The organism is Actinomadura sp. WMMB 499, assembly GCF_008824145.1.
Lineage (GTDB): Bacteria > Actinomycetota > Actinomycetes > Streptosporangiales > Streptosporangiaceae > Spirillospora.
Genome location: NZ_CP044407.1, coordinates 6363492 through 6385735 on the forward strand (window position 1 = coordinate 6363492; position 22244 = coordinate 6385735).

The 22244-nt window shown below is 74.1% G+C and carries 25 protein-coding genes; 13 read left to right on the plus strand and 12 right to left on the minus strand.

Annotation, left to right across the window (positions count from 1 at the left end):
• Positions 1-50 precede the first annotated feature (50 nt).
• A complete protein-coding gene (locus F7P10_RS28910; RefSeq protein ID WP_151014020.1) occupies positions 51-668 on the plus strand; it encodes a hypothetical protein in 618 nt (205 codons plus the stop codon).
• On the plus strand, positions 665-1150 hold the full coding sequence (locus F7P10_RS28915; RefSeq protein ID WP_151014022.1) for a DUF6644 family protein: 486 nt from the start codon (positions 665-667) through the stop codon (positions 1148-1150). Before F7P10_RS28910 ends, F7P10_RS28915 begins: the two co-directional genes overlap by 4 nt.
• Here F7P10_RS28915 and F7P10_RS28920 read toward each other — a convergent pair.
• Positions 1141-1764, minus strand: a complete 624-nt coding sequence (locus F7P10_RS28920) for a TetR/AcrR family transcriptional regulator (protein ID WP_218040175.1) — start codon at positions 1762-1764, stop codon at positions 1141-1143. The genes F7P10_RS28915 and F7P10_RS28920 overlap by 10 nt on opposite strands.
• Positions 1765-1908: 144 nt before the next feature.
• On the opposite strand from F7P10_RS28920, the gene F7P10_RS28925 reads away from it, so the two are divergent.
• On the plus strand, positions 1909-3195 hold the full coding sequence (locus F7P10_RS28925; protein WP_151014024.1) for a cytochrome P450: 1287 nt from the start codon (positions 1909-1911) through the stop codon (positions 3193-3195).
• A 15-nt stretch (positions 3196-3210) separates the two neighbouring features.
• Here F7P10_RS28925 and F7P10_RS28930 read toward each other — a convergent pair whose 3' ends face one another.
• Positions 3211-3825 (minus strand): TetR/AcrR family transcriptional regulator, encoded by a 615-nt coding sequence (locus F7P10_RS28930; RefSeq protein WP_151014025.1) that lies wholly within the window; start codon positions 3823-3825, stop codon positions 3211-3213.
• Positions 3826-3970: 145 nt separating this feature from the next.
• Here F7P10_RS28930 and F7P10_RS28935 point away from each other — a divergent pair, with 145 nt between their 5' ends.
• The 3 genes from F7P10_RS28935 (at position 3971) to F7P10_RS28945 (ending at position 5222) form a co-directional block, all read left to right on the plus strand.
• A complete protein-coding gene (locus tag F7P10_RS28935; RefSeq protein WP_151014027.1) occupies positions 3971-4396 on the plus strand; it encodes a Dabb family protein in 426 nt (141 codons plus the stop codon).
• Positions 4397-4662: 266 nt separating this feature from the next.
• Positions 4663-4920, plus strand: a complete 258-nt coding sequence (locus F7P10_RS28940; RefSeq protein WP_151014029.1) for a hypothetical protein — start codon at positions 4663-4665, stop codon at positions 4918-4920.
• Positions 4812-5222: an MFS transporter gene (locus F7P10_RS28945; RefSeq protein ID WP_151014031.1), complete on the plus strand. Its 411-nt coding sequence runs from the start codon at positions 4812-4814 to the stop codon at positions 5220-5222. Before F7P10_RS28940 ends, F7P10_RS28945 begins: the two co-directional genes overlap by 109 nt.
• Here the strand turns inward: F7P10_RS28945 and F7P10_RS28950 are convergent.
• Complete coding sequence (locus tag F7P10_RS28950; protein ID WP_151014033.1) at positions 5219-8434, minus strand: BTAD domain-containing putative transcriptional regulator; 3216 nt, start codon at positions 8432-8434, stop codon at positions 5219-5221. The genes F7P10_RS28945 and F7P10_RS28950 overlap by 4 nt on opposite strands.
• Before the next feature lie 103 nt (positions 8435-8537).
• On the opposite strand from F7P10_RS28950, the gene F7P10_RS28955 reads away from it, so the two are divergent.
• The 3 genes from F7P10_RS28955 (at position 8538) to F7P10_RS28965 (ending at position 11018) form a co-directional block, all read left to right on the plus strand.
• Complete coding sequence (locus F7P10_RS28955; protein ID WP_151014035.1) at positions 8538-9176, plus strand: hemerythrin domain-containing protein; 639 nt, start codon at positions 8538-8540, stop codon at positions 9174-9176.
• 40 nt (positions 9177-9216) lie between these two features.
• Positions 9217-9636: a DUF4267 domain-containing protein gene (locus F7P10_RS28960; RefSeq protein ID WP_151014037.1), complete on the plus strand. Its 420-nt coding sequence runs from the start codon at positions 9217-9219 to the stop codon at positions 9634-9636.
• A gap of 71 nt (positions 9637-9707) precedes the next feature.
• Positions 9708-11018, plus strand: a complete 1311-nt coding sequence (locus F7P10_RS28965; protein ID WP_151014039.1) for an FAD-binding oxidoreductase — start codon at positions 9708-9710, stop codon at positions 11016-11018.
• On the opposite strand, the gene F7P10_RS28970 is transcribed toward F7P10_RS28965, so the two are convergent.
• Positions 11000-11557 (minus strand): helix-turn-helix domain-containing protein, encoded by a 558-nt coding sequence (locus F7P10_RS28970; protein ID WP_151014041.1) that lies wholly within the window; start codon positions 11555-11557, stop codon positions 11000-11002. The two genes, F7P10_RS28965 and F7P10_RS28970, sit on opposite strands and share 19 nt — an antisense overlap.
• A 91-nt stretch (positions 11558-11648) precedes the next feature.
• On the opposite strand from F7P10_RS28970, the gene F7P10_RS28975 reads away from it, so the two are divergent.
• Positions 11649-12809: a pyridoxal phosphate-dependent aminotransferase gene (locus tag F7P10_RS28975; protein WP_151014043.1), complete on the plus strand. Its 1161-nt coding sequence runs from the start codon at positions 11649-11651 to the stop codon at positions 12807-12809.
• A gap of 4 nt (positions 12810-12813) precedes the next feature.
• On the opposite strand, the gene F7P10_RS28980 is transcribed toward F7P10_RS28975, so the two are convergent.
• From F7P10_RS28980 to F7P10_RS29000, 5 genes are all read right to left on the minus strand, one after another.
• Positions 12814-13698, minus strand: a complete 885-nt coding sequence (locus F7P10_RS28980; protein ID WP_151014045.1) for a LysR family transcriptional regulator — start codon at positions 13696-13698, stop codon at positions 12814-12816.
• Between the two features lie 44 nt (positions 13699-13742).
• Positions 13743-14111 carry a cold-shock protein gene (locus F7P10_RS28985; protein ID WP_151014047.1) on the minus strand — a complete coding sequence of 123 codons (369 nt, stop codon included), beginning with the start codon at positions 14109-14111 and terminating at the stop codon, positions 13743-13745.
• Between the two features lie 108 nt (positions 14112-14219).
• The gene (locus F7P10_RS28990; RefSeq protein WP_151014049.1) at positions 14220-14591 is read right to left on the minus strand and encodes a hypothetical protein; all 372 of its coding nucleotides are present in this window, start codon (positions 14589-14591) and stop codon (positions 14220-14222) included.
• 57 nt (positions 14592-14648) lie between these two features.
• A complete protein-coding gene (locus tag F7P10_RS28995; protein WP_151014051.1) occupies positions 14649-15416 on the minus strand; it encodes a S1 RNA-binding domain-containing protein in 768 nt (255 codons plus the stop codon).
• 40 nt (positions 15417-15456) lie between these two features.
• Entirely contained in the window at positions 15457-16263 is an 807-nt protein-coding gene (locus tag F7P10_RS29000) for a class I SAM-dependent methyltransferase (protein WP_151014053.1), read from the minus strand.
• 65 nt (positions 16264-16328) lie between these two features.
• On the opposite strand from F7P10_RS29000, the gene F7P10_RS29005 reads away from it, so the two are divergent.
• Positions 16329-16913 (plus strand): TetR/AcrR family transcriptional regulator, encoded by a 585-nt coding sequence (locus tag F7P10_RS29005; protein WP_151014054.1) that lies wholly within the window; start codon positions 16329-16331, stop codon positions 16911-16913.
• Here the strand turns inward: F7P10_RS29005 and F7P10_RS29010 are convergent.
• Positions 16894-18132, minus strand: a complete 1239-nt coding sequence (locus F7P10_RS29010; protein ID WP_151014056.1) for an MFS transporter — start codon at positions 18130-18132, stop codon at positions 16894-16896. The two genes, F7P10_RS29005 and F7P10_RS29010, sit on opposite strands and share 20 nt — an antisense overlap.
• A gap of 105 nt (positions 18133-18237) precedes the next feature.
• Positions 18238-18498, minus strand: coding sequence for a hypothetical protein (locus tag F7P10_RS29015; RefSeq protein ID WP_151014058.1), 261 nt, complete (start codon positions 18496-18498; stop codon positions 18238-18240).
• Between the two features lie 236 nt (positions 18499-18734).
• Between F7P10_RS29015 and F7P10_RS29020 the strand changes: the two genes are divergently transcribed.
• Complete coding sequence (locus F7P10_RS29020; protein ID WP_151014060.1) at positions 18735-19100, plus strand: DUF1330 domain-containing protein; 366 nt, start codon at positions 18735-18737, stop codon at positions 19098-19100.
• An 11-nt stretch (positions 19101-19111) separates the two neighbouring features.
• On the opposite strand, the gene F7P10_RS29025 is transcribed toward F7P10_RS29020, so the two are convergent.
• Entirely contained in the window at positions 19112-20659 is a 1548-nt protein-coding gene (locus F7P10_RS29025) for a membrane dipeptidase (protein WP_151014062.1), read from the minus strand.
• Positions 20660-20815: 156 nt separating this feature from the next.
• Here F7P10_RS29025 and F7P10_RS29030 point away from each other — a divergent pair, with 156 nt between their 5' ends.
• A complete protein-coding gene (locus F7P10_RS29030) occupies positions 20816-22201 on the plus strand; it encodes a GH1 family beta-glucosidase (protein ID WP_151014064.1) in 1386 nt (461 codons plus the stop codon).
• Positions 22202-22244 lie beyond the last annotated feature (43 nt).

A 22244-nucleotide genomic window follows, 5' to 3' on the forward strand; every position in this document is an offset into this window, starting at 1 on the left:
TTATGCGGGCCTCTGTAGGAAGGGGACACTCGCGCATAAGGAGGGGACGCATGCTGGCGACCATCGGGTTCCTCGTGCCGGTCGGCACGCTGGCGCATCACGGGGGCGGCGGCGACTATGACGCGAGCCGGCCGCTCTACCTGCGGGGGCGGGTGGTCCAGGCGCGGTACGGGTTCCCGCACGCGCGGCTGCGGATCGAGGTCCCGGCGGGACTGACCGTCCCGTCCCGGCTGCCGGGGGCCGATCGGCTGCGCGGGCACGACGCGTGGGCCGGGCCGCCCGTCCCGGAAGGCGCGGGACGGGTCCGCGAGCTGCTGCTCCCACCCGACATCACCGGCACCCTGGGCGGTCAGTCCGGACGTCCGGACGTGGGGGACGAGGTCGCGGCGATCGTCTACCGCCGCTGCGACGCCGAGGGGGACGAGTACGCGGGCGAGCTGCGCGTCCAGATGATCTACACGGCCCAGGGGGCCCACCGGTACCGGGGGAGCGTCACCCGCATCGTGGACCGCTGCCTGGACGCGGCCCGGCCCCGGTCCGGCGCCCCGGCGGCCGGTGCTCCGGCCGGCGACGAGCCGCCGGTGTTCCTGCTGGGCGGCGGTGCGCTGGTCGCGGCGGGCCTGGTCGCGGGCCTGATCCGGCTCCGCACCCGCCGGTCCGGGCGGTGAGCCTGGACGGTGTCCTGGCCTGGCTGGAGGGCACCGCACCGGCTGCGACGGTGCGGGACGGGCGGTGGACGTACGCGCTGACCGGGTCGGCGCACCTCATCGGCCTGGCGGTGATGGTCGGCGCCATCGCGGTCTTCGACCTGCGGCTGCTGGGCGTCTCGCGGCGGCTGCCGGTCGGCGCCCTGGCCCGGCACGCGCTCCCCTGGTCCCGCGCGGGCTTCGCGCTGACGGCGCTGAGCGGGGCGCTGCTGTTCTCGGCCAACGCCACGCAGGTCGCGTACAACACCGCGTTCCAGGTGAAGATCCTGCTCATCGGCGCGGCCGGCCTGAACATCCTGCTGTTCCACACCGGCGTGTTCCGCACCGTCCGGGACTGGGACACCGCGGCCCGGCCGCCGCCGTCCGCCCGCGCGGCGGCGCTCGTCTCGCTCGCCACCTGGCCCGCCGTGATCGTCTGCGGACGGCTGATCGCCTACGTGTGACGCCCGGTGCGGTCGGGCGGGGCGTGCAGGACGGGGCCGAGCCAGCGGCGCAGGTAGGCGCGGAGCTGGTCGGGGGCGCGGGGCGGGTGGCCGGGGTCGGTGAGGAAGGACGCCATGAGCCGGAGGGTGAGTTCGGCGAGTTCGTCGAGGTCGTGCGGGGTGTAGCCGCGGGCGGCCCAGTCGATGGGGAAGCGGTGCAGGATGGCGCGGGCGAAGTCGAGCGCCTCCGGTGAGGTGATGTTGCCGGTGATGGTGGCGGTGTGGCCGCCGGCCAGCAGGATCCCCAGGTGGGGGTCGTCGGGCAGGGTGTGCAGGGCGTGCGTGAAGGCCTCGGCGAGGATGTCGGCGGGGTCGGTGAGGCCGGCGACGTGGGCGGTGAGCCGGTCGAGGAAGGGGCCGGCGGCGCGCGTGGCGGTGGCGATCAGCAGGGCGTGGGTGCCGGGGAAGTAGGCGTAGACGGTCTGGCGGGTGACGCCGAGTTCGGCGGCGACGTCGGACAGGCCGGTCTTGGGGCCGAACCGGTCGATGCACGCCGCCGCGGCCCGCAGGATCCGTTCCCGCGCCTCGGCCTCGTCGTGCGGCGGGTTCCCGCCCCATCCACGCGTCCTGGCCACCCGGCCACCATCCCATCCCGTCCAGCCACCGGCTCGCGGCGCCCTGCCGCCGACGATCATCATCCACCGGTCGTACGTCTAGACATTTCTGTCAAAGTGTATGAACGTGGATGGGACAGCCCCCGCGCAGCGAGGAGTCGCGGCATGACCACCAGCGCCCTGCCCGAGGTCGACCTTCCCGGCGGTACCACGGCCGTGCACGACGAGGCGGCGGAGGAAGCGTTCTGGGAGGTGATCGCCGATCCCTCGGCGGACGACCCGTACACCGGCTACCGGCTGATCCGCGAGCGGGCTCCGGTGCTGCGCACCGGCGACGGGACGCTGGTGCTCACCGGGCACGCCGGGTGCGACGCGGCGCTGCGGCACCGGGCGCTGGGCAAGGGCCCGCAGATGTTCGAGCTGCAGTTCACCGACCTGCCGCCCGACCAGCTGAAGCGGATGCTGGACCGGGTCGGCGACAGCATGCTGATGGCGAACCCGCCCGAGCACACCCGGCTGCGCCGCCTGGTGTCGGACGCCTTCACCCCCCGCCACGTCGCCGACCTCACCGCCGCGGTGAACGCCCGCGCCGAGCAGTTCCTCGACCCGCTCACCGAGGCGGGCGGCGGCGACTTCATGCGGGTGTTCGCGATGGCCTTCCCGATGAACGTGATCGCCGACCTGCTCGGCGTCCCCGACGGCGACCGGGACTACCTCACCCCGCTCCTCTACACCGCCACAGCCCTGCTGTCACCGGGCATCGACCCGGAGACCGCGGCGTCCGCGCTGAACGCCCAGGCCGAGGCCACCGACTACTTCACCGGCCTGCTGGCCGACCGGCGCGCCCGCTCGGGCGACGATCTGCTGTCGCGCCTGGTGCGGAGCAGGGAGAGGGACGCCCTCACCGACGAGGAGACGATCTCCACCGCCCTGATCCTGTTCGGCGCCGGATTCGAGACCACCACCAACCTGCTCGGCAACAGCTTGCACGCCCTGATGCACCACCCCGGCCAGCTCGCGCGGCTGGCCGCCCGGCCGGACACGATCCCCGCCGCGGTCGAGGAGTTCCTGCGCTACGACCCGCCGTTCCAGCTCGACGTCCGGATCGTCCTGGAACCGCTCGCCTTCGCCGGGGCCCGCTTGGAGCCCGGCCAGATGGTCATCACCGTCCTGGGCGCCGCCAACCACGACCCCGCCGTCTACACCGACCCCGAGAGCCTCGACACCACCCGGTACCTCACCACCGGGACGGCGGCGGTCCCGCACATGTCGTTCGCGTCCGGCATCCACTACTGCCTGGGCGCCCACCTCACCCGCCTCGAACTGGTCACCGCACTCACGCGGCTCCTGGCCCGCCACCCCGCCCCGCGCCCCGCGGCGCCGCCCACGCGTCGCCCCGGGCTCGCCCTGCGCGGGTACAACCACCTGCCCGTCCGGCTCGATCCCGCCTGAGGGCACCCGGCGCGGTCAGGGGGCGGTGGCGCGGGCGCCGGTCAGGACGAACTCGGCGAGGCGTTCGAGGTGGGCGTCGTCGAGTTCCTCGCCGAGCATGAGCCACCGGAAGTAGAGCGGGCCCGAGATCACCTCGATGAGGAGGTCGAGGTCGGTGCCGGCGGGCAGTTCGCCGCGCTCGACGCTGCGCGCGAACATCTCCCGGGACGCCTTGTAGCGGGCGGGCCAGAACGCGTCGAGGAGCCGGTACAGCTCGGCGTTCCTGTCGGTGCGGGGCCCGGCCTCGCGGACGAGCGCGGCGATCCAGGGGGTCCGGAGCCCGAGCCGGATCCCCTTGAGGAGTTCGAGGACGTCGCCCCGCAGGGAGCCGGTGTCGGGGGGAGGGGCCAGGTCGCTGCGCCGCTCGATGAGGGCGTCGGAGACCAGGCCGGCCTTGTCGCCCCAGCGGCGGTAGATCGTTGACTTGTTGACGCCGGCGCGTTCGGCGACGGCGTCGATGCGCAGGGCGGTGTAGCCGGTCTCGCTCAGCTCGGCGAGGGTCGCGTCGATGACCGCCTGGGCCGTCCGGGCGGTCCGCCCGCCCGGCCTGGCCACCGCGGCGTCCGTCCGCGCCCGGTCGACCTCCTCCATGTGCACAACGTACGGGCCGGCCCGATGTGCGTGCAACGCGTCGACGCGTTTAGGGGGAACTTAATGCGCCAAGGTGTTGCATTAGGGGTGGGGCGGCTCTAGCTTCTTAAGGCAACGGATCGTTGCATCAAGCGAAGGAGTCCGCATGATCTACCACCAGGTCCGGATGGCCGTGAAGCCGGACGCCCCGAAGGAGCGGGTCGAGCACGCACTCGACCTCATGCGGCGGCTCGGCCGCGAACTCGACGTCGTCGAGTCCTTCCTGGTCGGCCGCGACTTCGGCGGCGAGTTCGACTACGGCGCCGTCTACGCGCTCAAGGACATCGACGCCTACCGGACCTACATGTACGCGCCGCTGCACAGGGAGATCGACTCGGCCGGCCTGCCGCTCGTCTCGAACATGGTCTCGCTGGACCTGACCGACGACGCGGACCCCGAGATCGGGGACAAGATCGCGCAGGTGCACACCGACCGGTTCAAGGACCACCCCGAGCTGGCCGGCCTGATCGACGACCTCGGGACGTACGAGGGCAGCGGCGTCCCGTCCCAGACCCCGGAGAACGCCGGATAGGCACCGTCGCCCCCCATGACGGGCACTCGCACGACCTTTCTCGTGCTCGCCGCCGGATGCGCCGCGTTCGCGATGCTCCAGTCCCTGGTCGCTCCGGTGCTGCCGACGCTCCAGGACGAGCTGGGCACCTCGCGGAACGCCGTCACGGGGGTGATGACCGCCGACCTGCTCTCGGCCGCGATCTGCATCCCGATCCTGGGCCGCGTCGGGGACGCGGTCGGGAAGGACCGCGCCCTCGCGGCCGTCCTGGCGGTCCTTGGATCCCGATGGTGCTCGCGGCGGCCGCCGCCGTGGCCGCGCGCCTGCTCGTCCCGGCGTCCCCGGTGCGGACGGGCGCGCGGTTCGGCGGGACGGCCGCGCTGCTGCTGTCGGGGTGGCTCGTCGGCCTGCTGCTCGCGGTGGGCAAGGGGCCCGAATGGGGCTGGGGCGGGGCGCAACTGGCGACGAGGAGTGGCAGGTCGCGGTCGCGGCGGCCGTCTTCGGCGCCGGTCTCGGCCTCGCCCTGCCCGCGCCGGCCGGGCTGATCGTCGGCGGCGTCCCGGCGGACCAGACGGGCGCCGCGTCCGGGATGAACGCCAACGTGCGCACCATCGGCGGAGCGATCGGCACGGCCCTCGTCGGAAGCATCGTCGTCTCGCCCGCGACCGTGCGCGGGTACCCGCCCGAGTCCGGTTGCACGTCCGGGTTCCTGCTGCTCGCCGGGCTCTCCGCCGCGGCGGCGGTCGCGGCGCTGCTCGTCCCCCGCGGGACGGCCGCCGCGGGCACCGTCGCGGACGGGCCGCGGCGCCGGACGCGGTGGATGTGCGGCGCCGTGGGCAGAGGCTAGGCGGTCGTTCGCGACCGGGCATCGGCGGCCCAGTGGGGTGCGTTCCAGTGGTCGGCGATGGCGGCGGCCTGGGTGAAGTGGGCGGCGGCCTCGTGGTCGCGGCCGAGGAGGACGGCCAGCTCGCCGAGGATGTGGGCGACCGGGCGCAGCGCCACCGCCAGGCTGGTGGCGCCCGCCGGGGGGCCGTCGCGGTGCGGAAGCAGCGTGGCGTAGATCTCCTCGGCGGCGTCGCGGTCGTTCAAGGCGACGATGGCCATCGCGCGCAACGTTGTGAGGAAGGTGAAGAAGAAGTCGGGACGGATCGGGCCGGGTGACGCGCGGACTTCCCGGGCTTCGGCGTCCAGGCCGTTCGCGTGGAGGGCGAGAGCAAGCAGGTCGGAGACCATGGGGCCGAGCGTGGCGTGGAGGGCGCGCACGTCGTCCAGGTGCGCGCCGAGCGTGCCGTCGTTCAGCCAGATCGTTGCCAGGGCGAGTTGCAGAAAGCCCGTGGCGTGCACCGACCCGGCGCGCCGCATGCCCTCATCGGCTTTGAGGTAGAGGAGTTCGGCGTCGGCGAAACGGCCTTCGATGAGCGCCAGGGCCGCCAGCGTGATCTCGGCGACGGCGATCGCCTCGCGCATTCGGTAGGCGCGCGCGAGTTCCAGGGACTCGGTGGTCACCTGGTGCATGGTCACCGGGTCGTTGGCGGCGGCGGCGACGCCGGCATGGGTGAGCAGCCCGGTGATGCGGTAGACCGGCAGGTCGTGCTCGGTGCCGATCTCCACGAGCTCCCGGCAGAGCTCGGCGTCGCCGTGGCCTTCGGCCAGGATCTGGAGTGCCGCGGCCCGCAGCCGGGGTCCGGTGGCGAGGTCGCGTGCCTCCCGCGCCGCCTCCAGGACGGTCGGGTCGTCCTCGCCGACCAGTTCGTTGGCGTACGCCGTCAGCAGCCGGGACCGCACCGACGGGGGCAGTTCACGCTTCAGCAGGCGGCTCAGGCGGTCGACGATGGGCCGGTCCACGGTGCCGTACGTACGGGCCTGCCAGGGGGTCGGCTCTGTCCACGCGGTGAACGCGGCGATCATCAGGTCGTCGCGGCCCAGGTACTCTGCGTACTCCACGGCTTCACGGCGGGTCTCGCGGGCGGCTGCGACGGCTCCCGCCCGGATCTGCGCGCGCAACAGCCTACCGAGCAGTTCGACGCGTTCGTCCGGTCCGGTCGAGTTGGTGACGGCGTCGGTGAGGAGGTCGGCCGCCACGTCGTGGGCGTAGCGGGCCTCGGCGAGCTCGGCGGCCTGGACGCAGTAGCCGACGGCCTTCGGTGAGCCGGCGCGCGCGTAGTGGTGGGCCAGCGCCGTGATGTCGTCGGTGCCTTCCATGGCGTCGGCGATCCGGGCGTGCATCCGGGTGGCACGCAATCTGCTGAGGTCGGCGATGAGCGTGTCCCTGACGAGGGCGTGGACGAAGCGGATGCGACCTGGGCCGGGCTCGTCGAGGAGCCCGGCGATGACGCCCGCGTCCAGCGCGTCCAGCACGCCGTCCTCGTCGGTGTCGGCGGCCTTGACCAGGACGTCCACCGAGCTTTCCCGGCCTGCGACAGCGGCGAGCCGGAGGATGGACACGCCTCCCTCGGGCAGCCGCGCGAGCCGGCGGCGCAGGACGTCCCGTACGCCCTCGGGGACCTCGGAGAGGGCGACCAGCGCGCCTTCCCCGTTCAGCAGCCGGGCGCTTTCGCGCACGTAGAAAGGGTTGCCGCCGGTGCGCTCGGTGATCGCCGCGATGGTCTCCTCGTCGGCCTCGCATTCGGTCCGTACGAGCTTCGCGACGGCCTCGTCGTTCAGCCCCGGCAGCGCCAGGCGGAGGGGCGTGGCGCGCGCGAGGGAGGCCAGCGTTTCGGTGAGGTGCCCGCTCTCGTCCGCGCGGTACGCCGCCACGACCAGGATCGGGGCCCGAATGCCGAGGCCGCCGCCGAGCAACTCCAGCGTGGCGGCGTCCGCCCAGTGCAGGTCGTCCAGCACGACGGCGACCGGGCGTTCCGTGGCGACCGCCGCCAGCCATGTCCACACGGCCTGGCGCAGCCGGAACCGTCCCGCGGTGGCGTCGGCGTTCACCGGCTCGGTGTCGGTGAGCAGCGGCGCGAGGTCGTCGGTGAACTCGCCCGGGGACGTGGTCGCGGCGACGGTTCTGAGCGCCTCGGTCCAGGCCCACGCGGGCGGCGCGCTGTCGACCTCGGGGCAGTGCCCGGCGGCGACCAGCCATCCGTCACGTTCGAGCCGCCTGCCGAGGTGTTCCAGCAGCGTCGACTTGCCGAGCCCGGCCTCGCCGGTGACGAGGGCGATGCGGGTGCCGTCGCCGGCGGCCTCCGCGGCGGCCGTGACCAGTGCCGACAGCTGTGCCCGGCGTCCGACGAACGGCGCCTCGATGATCGGAGCCGGCCGCGGCAGCGGCGCGGTCGACGGTGGCGGGGGCAGGGTCTCGCGCATGGCGTCCGTGCGCTGGGTGAGGATCGCCTCCTCCAGCGCCGTCAGGTCCGGGCCAGGGTCGAGCCCGAGCTCCTCGGCGAGGATGCCGCGGGCGCGGCGGAGCGCCGCCAGCGCGTCGGCCTGGCGGCCGCTGCTCCACAGCGCCAGGGCGTGCAGCCGCCAGCCCTCCTCACGGAGGGGCTCGTCGCGGGTGAGCCGCTCGGCCTCGGGAACCACCGCGGCGGGGTCACCGATGCGCAGCCCCGCCGCGACGTGCAGTTCGGTGGCGACCAGGCGCAGCTCGTCGAGCCGCGCCGTCTCGGCGGTGGCCCACGGTTCGTCGGCGACCTCGGCGAACGCCGGTCCCTGCCACAGCCCCAGCGCCTCGGCGAGCCGAGACCGGGCGGCGCGCGGGTCGGTGACCGTACGAGCCCGGTCGAGCAGGCCCTCGAACCGCCACGCGTCCACCGACTCCGGCGGCAGCCGCAGCGCATAGCCGGGCGACGCGCTCACCAGCAGCCGGGCCGGCGTGCGCGGCGGACGCCCGGGCTCCAGCAGCCGGCGCAGGTTGGACACGTACGCCTGCAAGGACATCAGCGCCCGCGCGGGCGGCTCCCCGCGCCACAGATCCTCGATCATCCGGTCGACCGGCACGACCTGCCCGCGCGCCGCCACCAGCAACGCCAGCACGCCCCGCTGCCGCGGCCCGCCGAGGTGCACGGACTCACCGTTCACCTCGGCCGCGAACGCGCCCAGCACCCGGATGAAGACCATGATCCGCACATCGTACGTGGACGGTTCCAAATCAACTCCAAGTCCCCTCCAAACACCGGGGAGCAGCCTGAACACGTCGCAACCGATGAAGGGCAAGGAACAGATGAGCGTCGACACCCAGGACATGGAGATCGTCCACCGCGTGCTCCGCCGCGAGTCACGGCTTCTGGTCGAGCTCGTCGCGGCCGTCGCCCCGGGTGACACCGCTCGCGCCAAGGTGATCGCCGACCACTTCCGCATCTACCGCACGGGCCTGCACAACCATCACGAGGGCGAGGACGAGCTGCTGTGGCCGCCGCTGCTGTCCCGGGTGGACCTGGAGGCCGACATCGTCCTGCGCATGGAGGCCCAGCACGAACGCATCGCGGCCACCCTGACCAGGCTGGACGCCGCGGTCCCCGCCTGGGAGGCCACCGCGGGCGCCGACGAACGCGACACCCTCGTGGCCGCCCTCACCGAGCACCGCGCGGTCCTGCTGGAACACCTCGACGACGAGGAGGCCACCCTCCTCCCGCTCGCGGCCAAGCACATCACCGAGCAGGAGTGGGCCTCCCTGGGCGACCACCTGGTGAACAACACCCCCAAGCTCACCCTGCTCACGCTCTTCGGTGCCGTCCTGGAAGACGCGAACCCGGCCGAGCGCACCCTCGTCCTGCGCGGCCTCCCCGCCCCGGTCCGCGTCATCTGGCACGTCATCGGCCGCCCCCGCTACGCCCGCCACATCCGGCGTGTCCGCGGCTGAACCCCGCCCCGATCCGTCTGAACGTCAAGGGAGAAGAACCATGTCGCTGAAGAACATCAACACCGTCCTGGCCACCGCCAGCGTCCTGTTCACCCTCTACCTCGGGATGTCCTCCGTCCTGCCCATCGAGTCGTCCTTCCCGGGCCTGCCGAACTGGCCCTCTGGCGACGGCGGCTTCCTCATGGTGAAGGGCAGCCGCGAAATCGCGATGGGTCTGGCCATGGGCGTCCTGCTGGTGACGGGCCACCGCCGCGCCCTGGGCTGGGTCCTGCTGATGGTGGCCGTCGCCCCGTTCGGCGACATGATCAATGTCCTGGCCCACCACGGCTCCGCCGCCGCCGCGTTCGGCATCCACGGCCTGACCTCGGCCCTGATCGCGGTCACGGGCCTGCTGATCCTCCGCGAGACCCGCAAGGCCCGCAAGGCCACTGCCCCAGCCCCCACCGCGCAGCCCGCCTGACGTCTGCACGCCCCGACGGGGTGCACGGTATTCCTTCGCATCTTCTGAGAACTCGAAAAAGGGAGACGACGATGACGATCAACGATCTGCGCGGTGTACTGAAGGGGCGTGTGCTCCTGCCCGGTGACGACGGCTTCGAGCGGGCGGCCACCGCGTGGAATCTGACCGTCAGGCAGCCGGTGGCGGCCGTGGCGGAGGCCGCGGATACCGATGACGTGGCGGCGCTCGTGCGTTACGCGCGGCGGGCGGGTATGACGGTGACCGCGCAGCCGAGCGGGCATGGCGCCTCCGGTGATGTGGAAGGCCTGATCCTGTTGCGTACCGGCCTGCTGAACGAGGTGGAGGTACGCGCGAAGGAGCGCGTGGTCCGGGTGGGCGCGGGCGTGAAGTGGGGGCAGGTGCTGGCCGCGGCCGGTCCGCTGGGGCTGACCGGCCTGGCCGGCAGCGCGCCGGGGGTCAGCGTGACCGGCTACACCCTGGGCGGTGGGGTCGGCTGGTTCAGCCGCAAGTACGGCTTCGCCTCCGGCAGCGTGCGGGCCATCGACATCGTGGACGCCGATGGCGAGCCGGGCCGGGTGACCGCCGAGTCCGATCCCGAGCTGTTCTGGGCGCTGCGCGGCGGTGGCGGGGACTTCGCGGTGGTGACCGCCCTCGAACTCGAACTGTATCCCGCGCCGGTCCTGTACGGCGGGCGCGTGATCTGGCCGGAGCACCGGGCCGGCGAGGTGTACGACGCGTTCTTGGAGATCACCGCCGAGGCGCCGCGTGAACTCAGTGTCTGGATCAACCGGCTCCAGCCACCCGGCGCGCCGCCGATGGTGACGCTGGACCTGGCCTACCTGGGTGAGGCGGCTCAGGCGGAGGACCTGCTGGCGCGCATCGACAAGATCGAGGGCGCGATCTCCGACAGCCGCGGCGTCGTCCCGGTCGCCGACCTGGGGGACATCGCCGCCGAGCCCACCGATCCGGCCCCGTCCATCGCTCATGCGGAGCTGCTCACCGGCCTGGACGCGGACGCGGGGGAGCTCCTGCTCGCCAAGCCGATCGAACCGCTCATCAACGTGCAGATCAGGCACCTGGGCGGGGCGCTCGCCGAGCCGGGCGGCGGGGCCGGTGCGAGCGGCGCGCTGGCTGAGCCGTACCTGCTCGGCCTGGTGGGCCTCGGTCTGCCGCACGCGGCCGACGCGACGCGCGCCAAGCAGGCCGAGGTCGTGGCCGACCTGGAGGCCTACATCAGCGGCCGCAAGCCGTACACCGTGCTGTCCCCCGGCGACACGGCGGCGAAGTCCTTCTCCGGCGGCGCGCTCGCGCGGCTGCGGGAGATCAAGCGGGCCCGTGACCCGCACCAGGTGTTCCGTGCGAACTACCCGGTGCTCGGATAGGTCGGTTCCCAGCAGGTCACGTCCCCGCCCGGGTGGCGCACGACCAGGATCGCCTCGACGTCCCCGGACGGCGCCGCGTACAGGTGCGGGACGTCGGCGGGCCACCGCGCGTGCCCGCCCGGCCCGACCGTCCGGGGCTCGGCGGCCGTCCCGACCCGGGCCGTGCCGGCCAGCACCACGATGTGCTCGGCGGTGCCCGGGGCGTGCGCGGCCGATTCCTGCACCGCCCCGGCGCGGATCCGGATCCGGTACACCTCGCTGACCGCCGTGCCGTCCGCGAACCGCTCGGTCAGGACGGCCTCGACCGCGTCCCCGCTGATCGGGGCGTCCATCGGCACGCTGAGGACGGAGCTGAGCGGGACGCCGAGCGCGGACGTGAGCGCGTACAGGGTCTCCAGCGTGGGGTTGCGGCGCCCGGCCTCCAGCTCCGACAGCGTCCCCTTGCCGACCCCGGAGCGCCGGGCCAGCTCCGACAGCGACATCCCCCGCCCGGTGCGCAGGTCCCGCAGCCGCCGCCCCACCTGCCGAGCCGGTTCCATGCCCCTCCCGCCGATTGACCGATCGCGCGACGCCGACCTAGTGTTCCACATACGGAACGCGTTCTGTTTACGGAACGAAGGAGGGTTCGGCATGAGCGTGTCGCGGCTGCGCCACATCCCGGGGATCGGTGTGGACGAGGTGGGGGACGCGGCCGACGCCGCCGCCGACCCCGAACTGCTCCGGCTGGAGAACCTGGACACCGACGTCCGCCCGCCGCGGATCGCGCTGGACGTCACGCGCGCGGCGGTCGACGACGACGCCGCCAACAGCTACCTGCCGTTCCAGGGGCACCTGTCCCTGCGGGAGGCGGCGGCCGCGCACGTCGGGCGGCTCGCCGGGCGCGCCTACGACCCGGCCACCGAGTGCGTGAGCGTGGCGGGCGGCCTCAACGGCGTCCTCAACGTGCTGCTCGCGACGGTCGAACCCGGCGCGGAGGTCGTCGTCTGCGATCCCGTCTACGCGGGGCTGGTCAACCGGATCCGGCTGGCGGGCGGCGTCCCCCGGCACGTGCGGTGCGCGCCCGGCCCCGGCGGCTGGCGCGTCGACCCGGGGGAGCTGGCGGCCGCCGTCGGCCCCCGGACGGCGGCCGTCCTGGTGATGTCCCCGGCCATGCCCGCCGGAGAGGTCCTGGACCGGACGCACTGGGACGCGCTCGCCCCGGCGGTGGAGACGCACGGCTGCTGGGTGCTGTACGACGCGGCGATGGAGCGGATCCGCTTCGACGGCCGGGCGCCGGACCATCCGGCCGCGCACCCCGGCCTCGCCGCCCGCACCATCACCGTGGGGTCGGCGTCCAAGGAGCTGCGCCTCATCGGCTGGCGGGTCGGCTGGGTCACCGGCCCGGCACCGATCATGGCCGACATCGCGCTGGTCGGCATGGCCAACGTCGTGTGCCAGGTCGGCATCGCGCAGCGCGCCGTCGCCGCCGCCCTCGCCGACCCGGACGGCGACGCCGACGTCGCCGCCGCCACCGGCGTGTGGCGCGCGCGGTGCGAGACCGTCCTCGACCGGCTCGCGGACTACCCGTGCGTCCGCCCGCACGGCGGCTGGTCGCTGCTCGTGGACACCGCCGCGCTCGGCCTGGCGCCCGCGACGGCGTCCGAGCGGCTGTTCCGGCGGGGCCGCGTCGCGGCGACGCCGATGACCGGGTGGGGACCGAGCGGCGACCGGTACCTGCGCCTGGTGTTCGCCAACGAGCCCACCGAGCGCCTCGACGACCTGCGCGACCGTTTCGCCGCCGCCTTCGGCTGAGCCGTCACGGGCCGTCGTCGGGGGTGATGCCGCAGACGGCGAGGAAGGCGGACGTCGCCGGGGTGCGGCCGGACCGGCTCCACACGGCGTACTCGACGCGGGCGGGCGCGTCGGTGATCTCGATGGTGGTCACGCCGGTGAGCCGGGGCGCGTACCCGGCCGGGAGCATCGCCACGCCGAGGTTCTCGCCGACGAGCCGGTCGATGAACTCGGCGCTGGTCACCTCGAAGGCGACGTCGCGGTCGAGGCCCGCGGCGGCGAAGGCCAGATCGGACTGCGCGCGTCCGGCCGTCCCGGCGGGCAGGTCCACGAACACCTCGGACGCGAGGCGGCGGAGGTCGACCGACGGTTCGCCCGCGAGCGGATGGTCGGGCGCGACCACGGCGACGAGGCGGCCGCGGGCGAGTTCGTGGACGGCGACGCCGTGCGGCCGCGCCGTGGTCGGGAGCCCGAGGAACGCGACGTCCAGGGCGCCCTGCCCGACCTGCTCGGCGAGTTCCTCGCTCGCGCCGACCCGCAGGCTGACGCGCACGTGCGGGTACCGCCCGCGGAAGTCGCGCAGCGCGGCCGGGACGTCGACCGCCGCGACGGTCGGGATCAGCCCCACCGCCAGCCGTCCGCGGATCTCGCCGACCGCCGCGGCGACCTCGGCCGCCGCGCGCTCGGCGGCGTCCAGGCACTGGCGGGCGGCCGGGAGGAACGCCTCGCCCGCCGGGGTCAGCCGCACCCGGCGGCTCGTGCGCTCGAACAGCCGCGCGCCGAGTTCCCGTTCGAGCCGCGCGACCTGGTGGCTCAGGGCGGACTGGACGACCAGGCACCGTTCGGCCGCCCGGGTGAAGCTGCCCGTCTCCGCGACGGCGACGACGTAGCGCATCTGCTGAAGCTCCATGCGACGAACCTAGAGGTGCCGCGCGGACGACCCGCGGCCGCCGCTCAGACGATGTCCAGCCGCCCGAGCGCGAACGCCACCCCGACGACGGTGACCAGGAACAGCGCCGCCAGGTCGCTGCCCTGGACCAGCAGCACGACGAACGTCACCGCGCAGACCAGCGTGAGCACCACGAGCGCGCCGACCGCCAGCCGGACGGCCCGCGACGGCGTCCGCGCCCGCGCGGCGAGCGGGACGACCTCGACCGCCTCGCCGTCCGCGACGGCGAACGCGACGCGCTCACCGTCCTCCAGGTCGCCGCCGCCCGGCCGGACGTTGCCGGACCGGACGCGCACGTCCGGTCCGCCGTCGTCGGGCACGATGAAACCGTAGCCGCGCTCGCTGTTGAACCATCTGATACTGCCCTCGGCCATTCCACCACCCCCGACGTTTCCCGCCGACGGTAGCGGCCCGTTCGGTATCACCCAGGGCGATGAGGTGGACGCGCAACGGCGCGCGAATTGCGACTCGGTGACGCGGCGTCAGGGCGCGCGCTTCTCCGCCCGCAGCGCCAGCACGCCCGTCGCCGCGTATGCGCCGGTGATGGCCGCCAGTCCCGCCGCGGTCGCGCGTGGCACGTCCCCGCGGACGACGTGAACGGCACCGGCCGCGGTGTCGCAGACGTCCACCACGAGGCACAACCGCCGCCACCGCCGGCGCGCCTGCTCGTCGCTCATGAGGTAGCCGAGGCCGAGGGCGAGCGCCCGGCTGCCGAAGACCCGGATCAGGTACCTGAGTTCGGGGGTGTCGCGGTCGCCGATGCCCGCGAGTTTCAGATTCAGGCCGGGCGCCGCCAGCGCGAGCGTCCCCCACAGCACGCGTCCGCCCGCCGTCACTTCCAGTGCGCGTTCCATGCCGCCGACCCTGCCACCTCGGCTTCCGCGCCTCGATTACCTCCGAGGTAACGGGCCTCAGCCGAGCCCGAGGAGCAGGCGGCGCCGGACGCGGTCCACCTCGCGCACGACGACCGCGAGGGACTCGCCCTCCCGGACGGTCCCGACCAGTGCGGCGGCGCCCGGTTCGTCCTTGTGGACCAGGCCCTCGATGCCGTCCGCGACCTCGACGAAGACACCGAACGGGACGACCTTCGCCACCCGGCCCGCGAACCGCTGCCCGGTGCCGGTCTCGTCGGCGAACGCCTGGAACGGGTCGGGCAGCAGGGCGCGCAGCGACAGCCGGGCCTCGCCGTTCCACGTATCGAACTGGAGGAACTCGCCCTCGACGTGCTCGCCGATCCGGACGACGTCGGACGTCGAGCGGAACCACCGCCACGACAGCTCCGGGATCGTCACGAAGCCGACGCCCGGATAGACCGGGTGCGGCGGGCCCTCGTCCAGCGCCACGAACACGCCGAAGTTCCGGATGTCCGCGACCGTGCCGCCGAGCACGTCGCCCCGCCGCTTCCCCTTCAGGAACGCCCACAGCTCCGGGTGCTCGGCCGAGGCCCTCGAGAGCCCGATCCGCCCGTCCCGCGCGTTGACGGAGACCACCTCGGCGGTGATGCGCCGACCGACCCGGAAGGCCCCTTCCCCGCGCCGGGTCCAGGACATGTCCAGGCTGTCGATCTCCGCCGGAGCCGGAGCGAGGTCCCCGTCGAGCCGCACCTTGACCTGACGGCCGGTCTCCACGACCGTGCCCGTGACCGTCTCTCCCACCCGCACCGAGGCTCGTCCGTCCATGCCGGACAGCCTCCCGCGACCGGGGCCCCGGGGGAAGCCGTCAGGATGCGGCGGTGCGTGCGGCGGTGACGACGGCGGCGGTGTAGCGCATCGTGAAGCCGCCGCCCAGCGCGTCGATCGCGGCTCCGGTGCCGTCGAGCACCCGCGCGAGCGCGTCCGGCGGGAGGCGGGTGTAGGCCCCCTGGGTGGGCAGCTGGTCGAGCCACTCGTCGCGGGTATAGGGGCGCTCCCAGTCGTAGCGCCACTCCTCGACGTCGCCGAAGCCGTCCGTCGCGCGGATGCCGTCGGCGGCCCTGTCGAGGATCGGCCGGTAGCCGTCCACGCCGCCCCTCGCGACGGCGTGGAAGTCGATCGGCGAGTCCGGCATGACCCGGAGGCAGACCTCGGCGGTCGCCTTCGCCACCTCGGGCGGCAGTGCGAACACGTTCCAGAACGCCGCGAACCGTCCGCCGGGGCGGAGCACCCGCGCCGCCTTGGCGGCGCCGGCGCGGGGGTCCACCCAGTGCCAGGCCGTCCCGGCGATGACGGCGTCGAACGACCGCCCGGCGGGGTCCCAGTCCTCGAACGTCGCCACCTCGACGTCGAGATCGCGCCCGCGCGCGTACGCGGCCATCCGCGCGTCCGGTTCGACGCCGAGGACCCGGCGGCCGGACGCGGCGAACTGGCGGGCCTCGATGCCGGTGCCGCAGCCGACGTCGAGGAGGTCCGGGCCGGGGGAGGCGGCGACGATCGCGGCGACCATGGCGTCCGGGTAGCGGGGGCGGGTCCGGTCGTAGCGTTCGGCGTCCGCACCGAACGACTCGGCCATCTCGCGGGCCCGATGGGGCTCCGACGGTAGAGTGGGCATGTGCCCACCTTAGTGGGCAAGTGCCCACTCGGGCAAGATGCGGGGGACCGGAAAGGGGGTGGGCGGTGCCGACGGGTGTGGCCATCCGGGACGTGCGGCGGCAGCTGTTCGACGCGGCCGAGCGCGTCCTGCTCAGGGACGGGCCGAGCGCGCTGACCAGCCGCGCCGTCACCACGGAGGCCGGCTGTGCCAAGGGCGTCCTGCACCGGCACTTCGCCGACTTCGACGACTTCCTCGCCGAGCTCGTCCGGGACCGCGTCGCCGGGATCGACGCGCAGGCCGCGGCGCTGCGCGACGCGGCGGGGACCGGCACCGTCGCCGGTCACCTCACCGCCGCGCTGACGGACCTGTTCGGGACGGTCGCCGTCGCGATCGTCGGCCTCGTCACCTCCCGGGACGAGCTGCGGGCCCGGCTGCGCCGGGACCGTCCGGCCGGCGTGCCGCTCCTGGCCGAGGCCACCGCGATGATCGCCGGCTACCTCGCCGCCGAGCGCGACCTGGGCCGCCTCGCCGCCGGCGCGGACGTGGACGCGCTCGCCCCCACGCTGATCGGCGCCGGGCACCTGCTGTTCGCCGACCGGACGAGCGCGCCGCCGGAGCCCGCGGCCGTCCGGAAGGTCGTCGCCGCGGTCATCGCGGGCGCGGTGTGACCGGTGGCACGGCGTCCGTCCGGTCGCGGCGGGGGAGCAGGAAGGGCGTGGCGAGGGCGGCGAGTCCGGCGAGCGCGATCCCGGTCCGGGGGCCGGTGAGCCCGGCGAGCAGCCCCCACAGCGCGGTCAGCGCGGCGGTCGCGAGCTTGCCGCTGACCGTCCACGCCGCCAGCGTCCGGACGATCCGGTCCGGCGCCGTCCGCTCCAGCCGGTGGGTGGCCGACACGGGGTTGAACACCCCGATGCAGATGATCATCCCGAGTTCGACGACCATGACCAGCAGGAGCCCGCGCGCGCCGGGCTGGACGAACGCCAGGCCGGGCAGCCAGCAGGCCCGCAGCGTCCCGGAGACGAGCAGGACCCGGTGCCGCCCGAACCGGGCGACGAGCCCGGGGGCGAGCCGGGAGCCGATCAGCCCGCCGACGCAGGGCAGCGCGAACACCAGGCCGTACTGCCAGGGAGCGAAGCCGAGATCGCCGATCATCAGGACGGCGAGCAGCGGCGCCACCGCCATGATCAGCCCGTTGACGAGCACCGTGTTGAGGAACAGCGGCCGCAGCTCCGGGTGGTTCAGCAGGTGGCGCCACCCTTCGAGCAGGCCGGAGAGCCGCGGCGCCGCCGCGTCCGGGCGGGCGGGGCGCGGCTCCCGCCCGCCGATCGCGCCGATCCCGGCCGCCGACAGCAGGTGGCCGGCCGCGTTCGCCAGCACGGTCGTGACCGGGCCGAACACCCCGATCGCGGCGGTGCCGAGCGGCGGTCCGAGCGCGGTGGCGACCCAGGTCGTCGACTCCAGCCGCCCGTTCGCCACGAGCAGCGCGCCGGGCGGGACGAGGGCCTTCAGGTAGGCGCCGCTCGCCGCGCGGAACGCGACGTCGGCCGCCCCGGTGACGACCGCGACGGCCACGAGCTGGACGAACGTGAGCCGCCCGAGCGCGAACGCGGCCGGGACGCTCAGCAGCGCCGCCGCCCGGACGAGGTTCGTCGCGACCAGCACCGGACGCCTGCGGCGGTGCTCCACCCACGGGCCCAGCGGCACCGCGGCCACCGCGCCCACGGCCGCCCCGGCGGCGGCGAGCATCGAGACCTCGGTCGGCCCGGCGTGCAGCACGAGGATCGCGATCAGGCCGAACGCGTCGAACGCCAGGCACGTCCCGAAGACGCTCGCGGCGTACGCGGCCCAGAACCGGCCGAAGCCGCGCCCGGCGGACCGATCGTCCATGCCCGCCCCCGTCCGTCCTCGCACCAGCGAGATCCAAGCAGGGCGGGAGGCGGCGGGCGAACAACCGATGCGGGCCGGGCGACAACGGGCGGTTGTGGGCGCCGGTCAGTTCAGCACGAGGATGATCTTGCCGAGGTCGGACGCGTCGACGACCTCGTCGTCGAAGTCGACGAGGCCGCCGTTGCCGGTGCCGTCCGGTGCGCCGTACTCGATCGACGTCGTGGGCTCGGGCTCGGACTCGGAATCGGCGGCGAGCTCGGAGGCGAGCGCGGCGGGCACGGGATCGGCGGCGGCCGGCGGCGCGGCGGCGAGTAGCGCGCAGGCGGCGGCGCCGGTCGTGGCGAGCAGCAGGATGATCTTGCGCATGCGGGGGCACCCTTCCAGGCGAGCGGGGCTGAACGGGCGAACTCCCGTCCACTACTCAATGTAGTCGATTGGCCGCCCTTTGTGTTCGCGTTTGCGGTCCGGTGCTGTCGCGCTTGTGCCGGGCGCACCGTCCGCCGGTGCGCCGCCGGTGCGCCCGTCCAACGGACGCCTCGGGTCCGTGTGCACGAGCCCGGAGGCCACTAGGGTCAGAATCCCATTCGGGAAGGGAGGGTGACATGGCGGTCGATCCGAGCGGCGACGGACTGAAGCGTTTCCTCGCGGAGGACCCCGGCGGTCCGGTGGTGATGCTGAACCTGCTGCGGTTCCGCGAGGGCGGCGAGAAGAGCTACGCGCGCTACTCCAAGACGGTCGGCGAGCTGATCCTCGGACGGTACGACTCCGAGGTACTCTACTACGGCAAGGGCTCGACGGCGCTCGTCGCCGAGGACGGCCAGGCGTGGGACGCCGTCCTGCTCGTGCGGTACCCGTCCCGCGAGGTGTTCGCGCGGATGGTCGCCGACCCCGACTTCCAGGCCGTCGCGCACTTCCGCTCCGAGGCGCTCAGCGAGGCCGTCCTCCAGGCGACCGTCCCCCTCACCTAATCCCGCCGCCCCTACGTGCCGGCCCCTTCCGCGCGGGTCCACATGCGCAGGTAGGCCTCGGCGCCGCGGGCGAGGTCGTCGACGATCTCCCGGCCGCCGACGTTGCCGACGTCGGTGAGCCAGTCGGGGACGAGGCCGTAGTTCGCGACGCCCTCGGTGTTGAGGTCCCAGGTGCGGGTGCCGGTGCGGAGGCGGTCGAGCTTCACCGACGGGTCGAACGGTGACGTGAACGGGTACTCGAGGGGGGTCGCCGCGGCGTTCTCGCGGGGGCGGGGCAGCGGGCCCATGCCGTTGGCGTCGAGGCCGTAGCCGTAGCCGAAGAGGCGCCGGGGGTCGCGGGAACGCTTGTTGCGCGCCCATTCGGCCACGAAGCCGTCCGCCGGGGAGCCGTACCCGGTGACGAGACCGCCGAGCCGGTAGACGCGGCGCACGTAGCTCTCGTCCGTCCAGCTGTGGGACGACACGACGCCCGGATGGCGCGCCGCTTCGAGCAGGTCGAGGGTGCGGTCGGCGGCCTTGACGCTCATGTGGTCGATCTCGACGATCATGCCGCGGTCGATCATGCCCTGGACCATGTGCGCGCCGAGGTCGGTGAGGCCGCGGACGTTGCAGTGCGGCGGGCTCGGATACAGCGGGCCCGTGATCGTGTTGTCGTGGGCGGGGCCGGTGCACGTCTCGGCCTGCCAGAATCGTCCGGTGCCGAGGAAGTTGCCCGCGTTGACGGCGACGCCCGTGGCGCCGCCGTCGAACCGGACGCCGCAGAGCGCGTTGTCGAACTTGTGGCACAGGAACATGGACGAGACGCCGAGGTCGCGCATCTCGTCGAGCCCGCGGTCGATGTCGGCGCGGGTGCACTGCGGCTCCCCGCCGATCGTGCGGCAGCCGAACGGCTCGGACGTCTCGACGCCGAGGACGACCGCGAGCTTGCCGGCCTCGATCACCCGGCGGGCCTCGGCGGGGCCGGTGACGATCCGGAACCAGCCCTCGCCGGGGCCGCCGCTCCGCTCGTCGATGTAGGACTCCATCTCGCGCGTCCGCCGTGCCTGCAGGCGGATGACGTCCATCTCGTCGCACGCGTTGCGCTTGAGCGGATAGACCTCGCACAGCTGCCGGTTCGCGACGAGCTGGTTCACCAGGACGCGCTGGCCGCCGCGCCAGGAGCGCTCCAGCCAGGTGTGGTGCGCCTGCTGGTGGGTGCGGGAGTCCCAGGCGGGCCAGTCCGGGAAGGACGGCCAGCCGGCCGGGTCGTGGGTGCCGACCGGGGTGCCGTGCCGGGTGAGGTTCTCGAACCAGGCGAAGGCGCCGTTCGGGCGGTGGTCGGGGCAGTCGCGCAGGGCCGCGGCGATGCCGTCCGGGTCGAACGGCTTCCCGCACATCAGCCTCCCGCCGAACGCCTCGTACGACATGAGGTGGCTGTGCGCGTCGAGGTAGCCGCGCACCTCCGCCGGACGGGACGCGGCGCGGGCGGGGGCCGACAGGCAGGCGGCGAGGAGGGCGAGGACGAGCGGGACGGCGGCGTGGCGGAGGGCGGGGCGACGGGGCTGGCGGAGGACGGGCATGGGGCACCTCGGCCGGGGAGTGGTCCACGGTTCCTTTTCCGGAGTGAACCACCGGATCGAGGAAAAGTGAATGAGGCTCACGTCCCGGGTTCTGGCGAACGTGACATTTGTTCATGTTTAATGGGTCGCCCGGTCACGTCAGGCGGGGAGGGTTCCATGGACGAGGTGCCCGCGGGGTTCCTGTGGGGGACGGCCACGGCGGCCTACCAGATCGAGGGCGCGGTGGCCGCGGACGGCCGCGGCCCGAGCATCTGGGACGCCTTCACCGCCGAGCCCGGACGGGTGAAGAACGGCGACACCGGCGACGTCGCCTGCGACCACTACCACCGGTGGCCGGAGGACGTCGCGCTGATGGCGGACCTCGGCGTCGGCGCCTACCGGTTCTCGGTGGCCTGGCCGCGGATCCAGCCGGACGGGCGCGGCCCCGCCAACGCGAAGGGGCTCGACTTCTACGACCGGCTCGTCGACGCCCTCGCCGAGCGGGGCATCGCGCCCGTCGTCACCCTCTACCACTGGGACCTGCCGCAGGCGCTGCAGGACGACGGCGGTTGGATGAACCGCGACACCGCGCACCGCCTCGCCGAGTACGCGGCGATCGTCGCGGACCGGCTCGGCGACCGCGTCACCGCCTGGCTCACGCTGAACGAGCCGTTCGTGCACATGACCGAGGGGTACGGCATCGGGACGCACGCGCCCGGCGAGGCCCTCCTCCTGGACGCCCTGCCCGCGGCCCACCACATGCTGCTGGCCCACGGGCTCGCGGTCCCGGTCCTGCGGGAGCGCTCGGCGGCGCCCGTCGGCCTGACGAACAACTACAGCCCGGTGTGGGCCGCGAGCGGCGCGCCCGAGGACCGGGCCGCCGCGGCCGCGTTCGACGTCCTGCAGAACCGGCTGTTCACCGACCCCGTCCTGCTCGGCCGCCTGCCCGACATGAGCGCCTACGGCGTCGCGGCGGACGGGCTGCCGTTCGTCCGCGACGGCGACCTCGCCGCGATCGCCGCGCCCATCGACCGCCTCGGCGTCAACTACTACAGCCCGACCCGCGTCCGCGCCCCCCACGGGACGCCCGCCGCCCCGGAGGGGGGCGGGTCGGTGCTCAGCGAGGCCGGCGCGCACATCGAGGGCGCCGGGCTGCCGTTCGAGGACGTCCCGATCGACGGGCACCCGCTCACCGGGTTCGGCTGGCCGGTCGTCCCGGACGGGCTGCACGAGCTGCTGACCGGCCTCCGCGACGCCTACGGGGACGCGCTCCCGCCGATCCTCGTCACCGAGAACGGCTGCTCGGCGCCCGACGACGACCCCGGCCGCCGCGACCAGGACCGCATCGACTACCTGGACGGCCACCTGCGCGCCCTGCACCGCGCGATGGACGACGGCGTGGACGTCCGCGGCTACTTCGTGTGGTCGCTGCTCGACAACTTCGAGTGGGCCGAGGGCTACGACCAGCGCTTCGGGCTCGTGCACGTCGACTTCGCCACGGGGACCCGCACGCCCAAGGCGTCCTACCACTGGTTCCGGGAGCGGCTCGCCCGGTACCGCTGAGCGGGACGGCCCGGTACCGCCGGGCGCGCGGCGGGGCGACCAT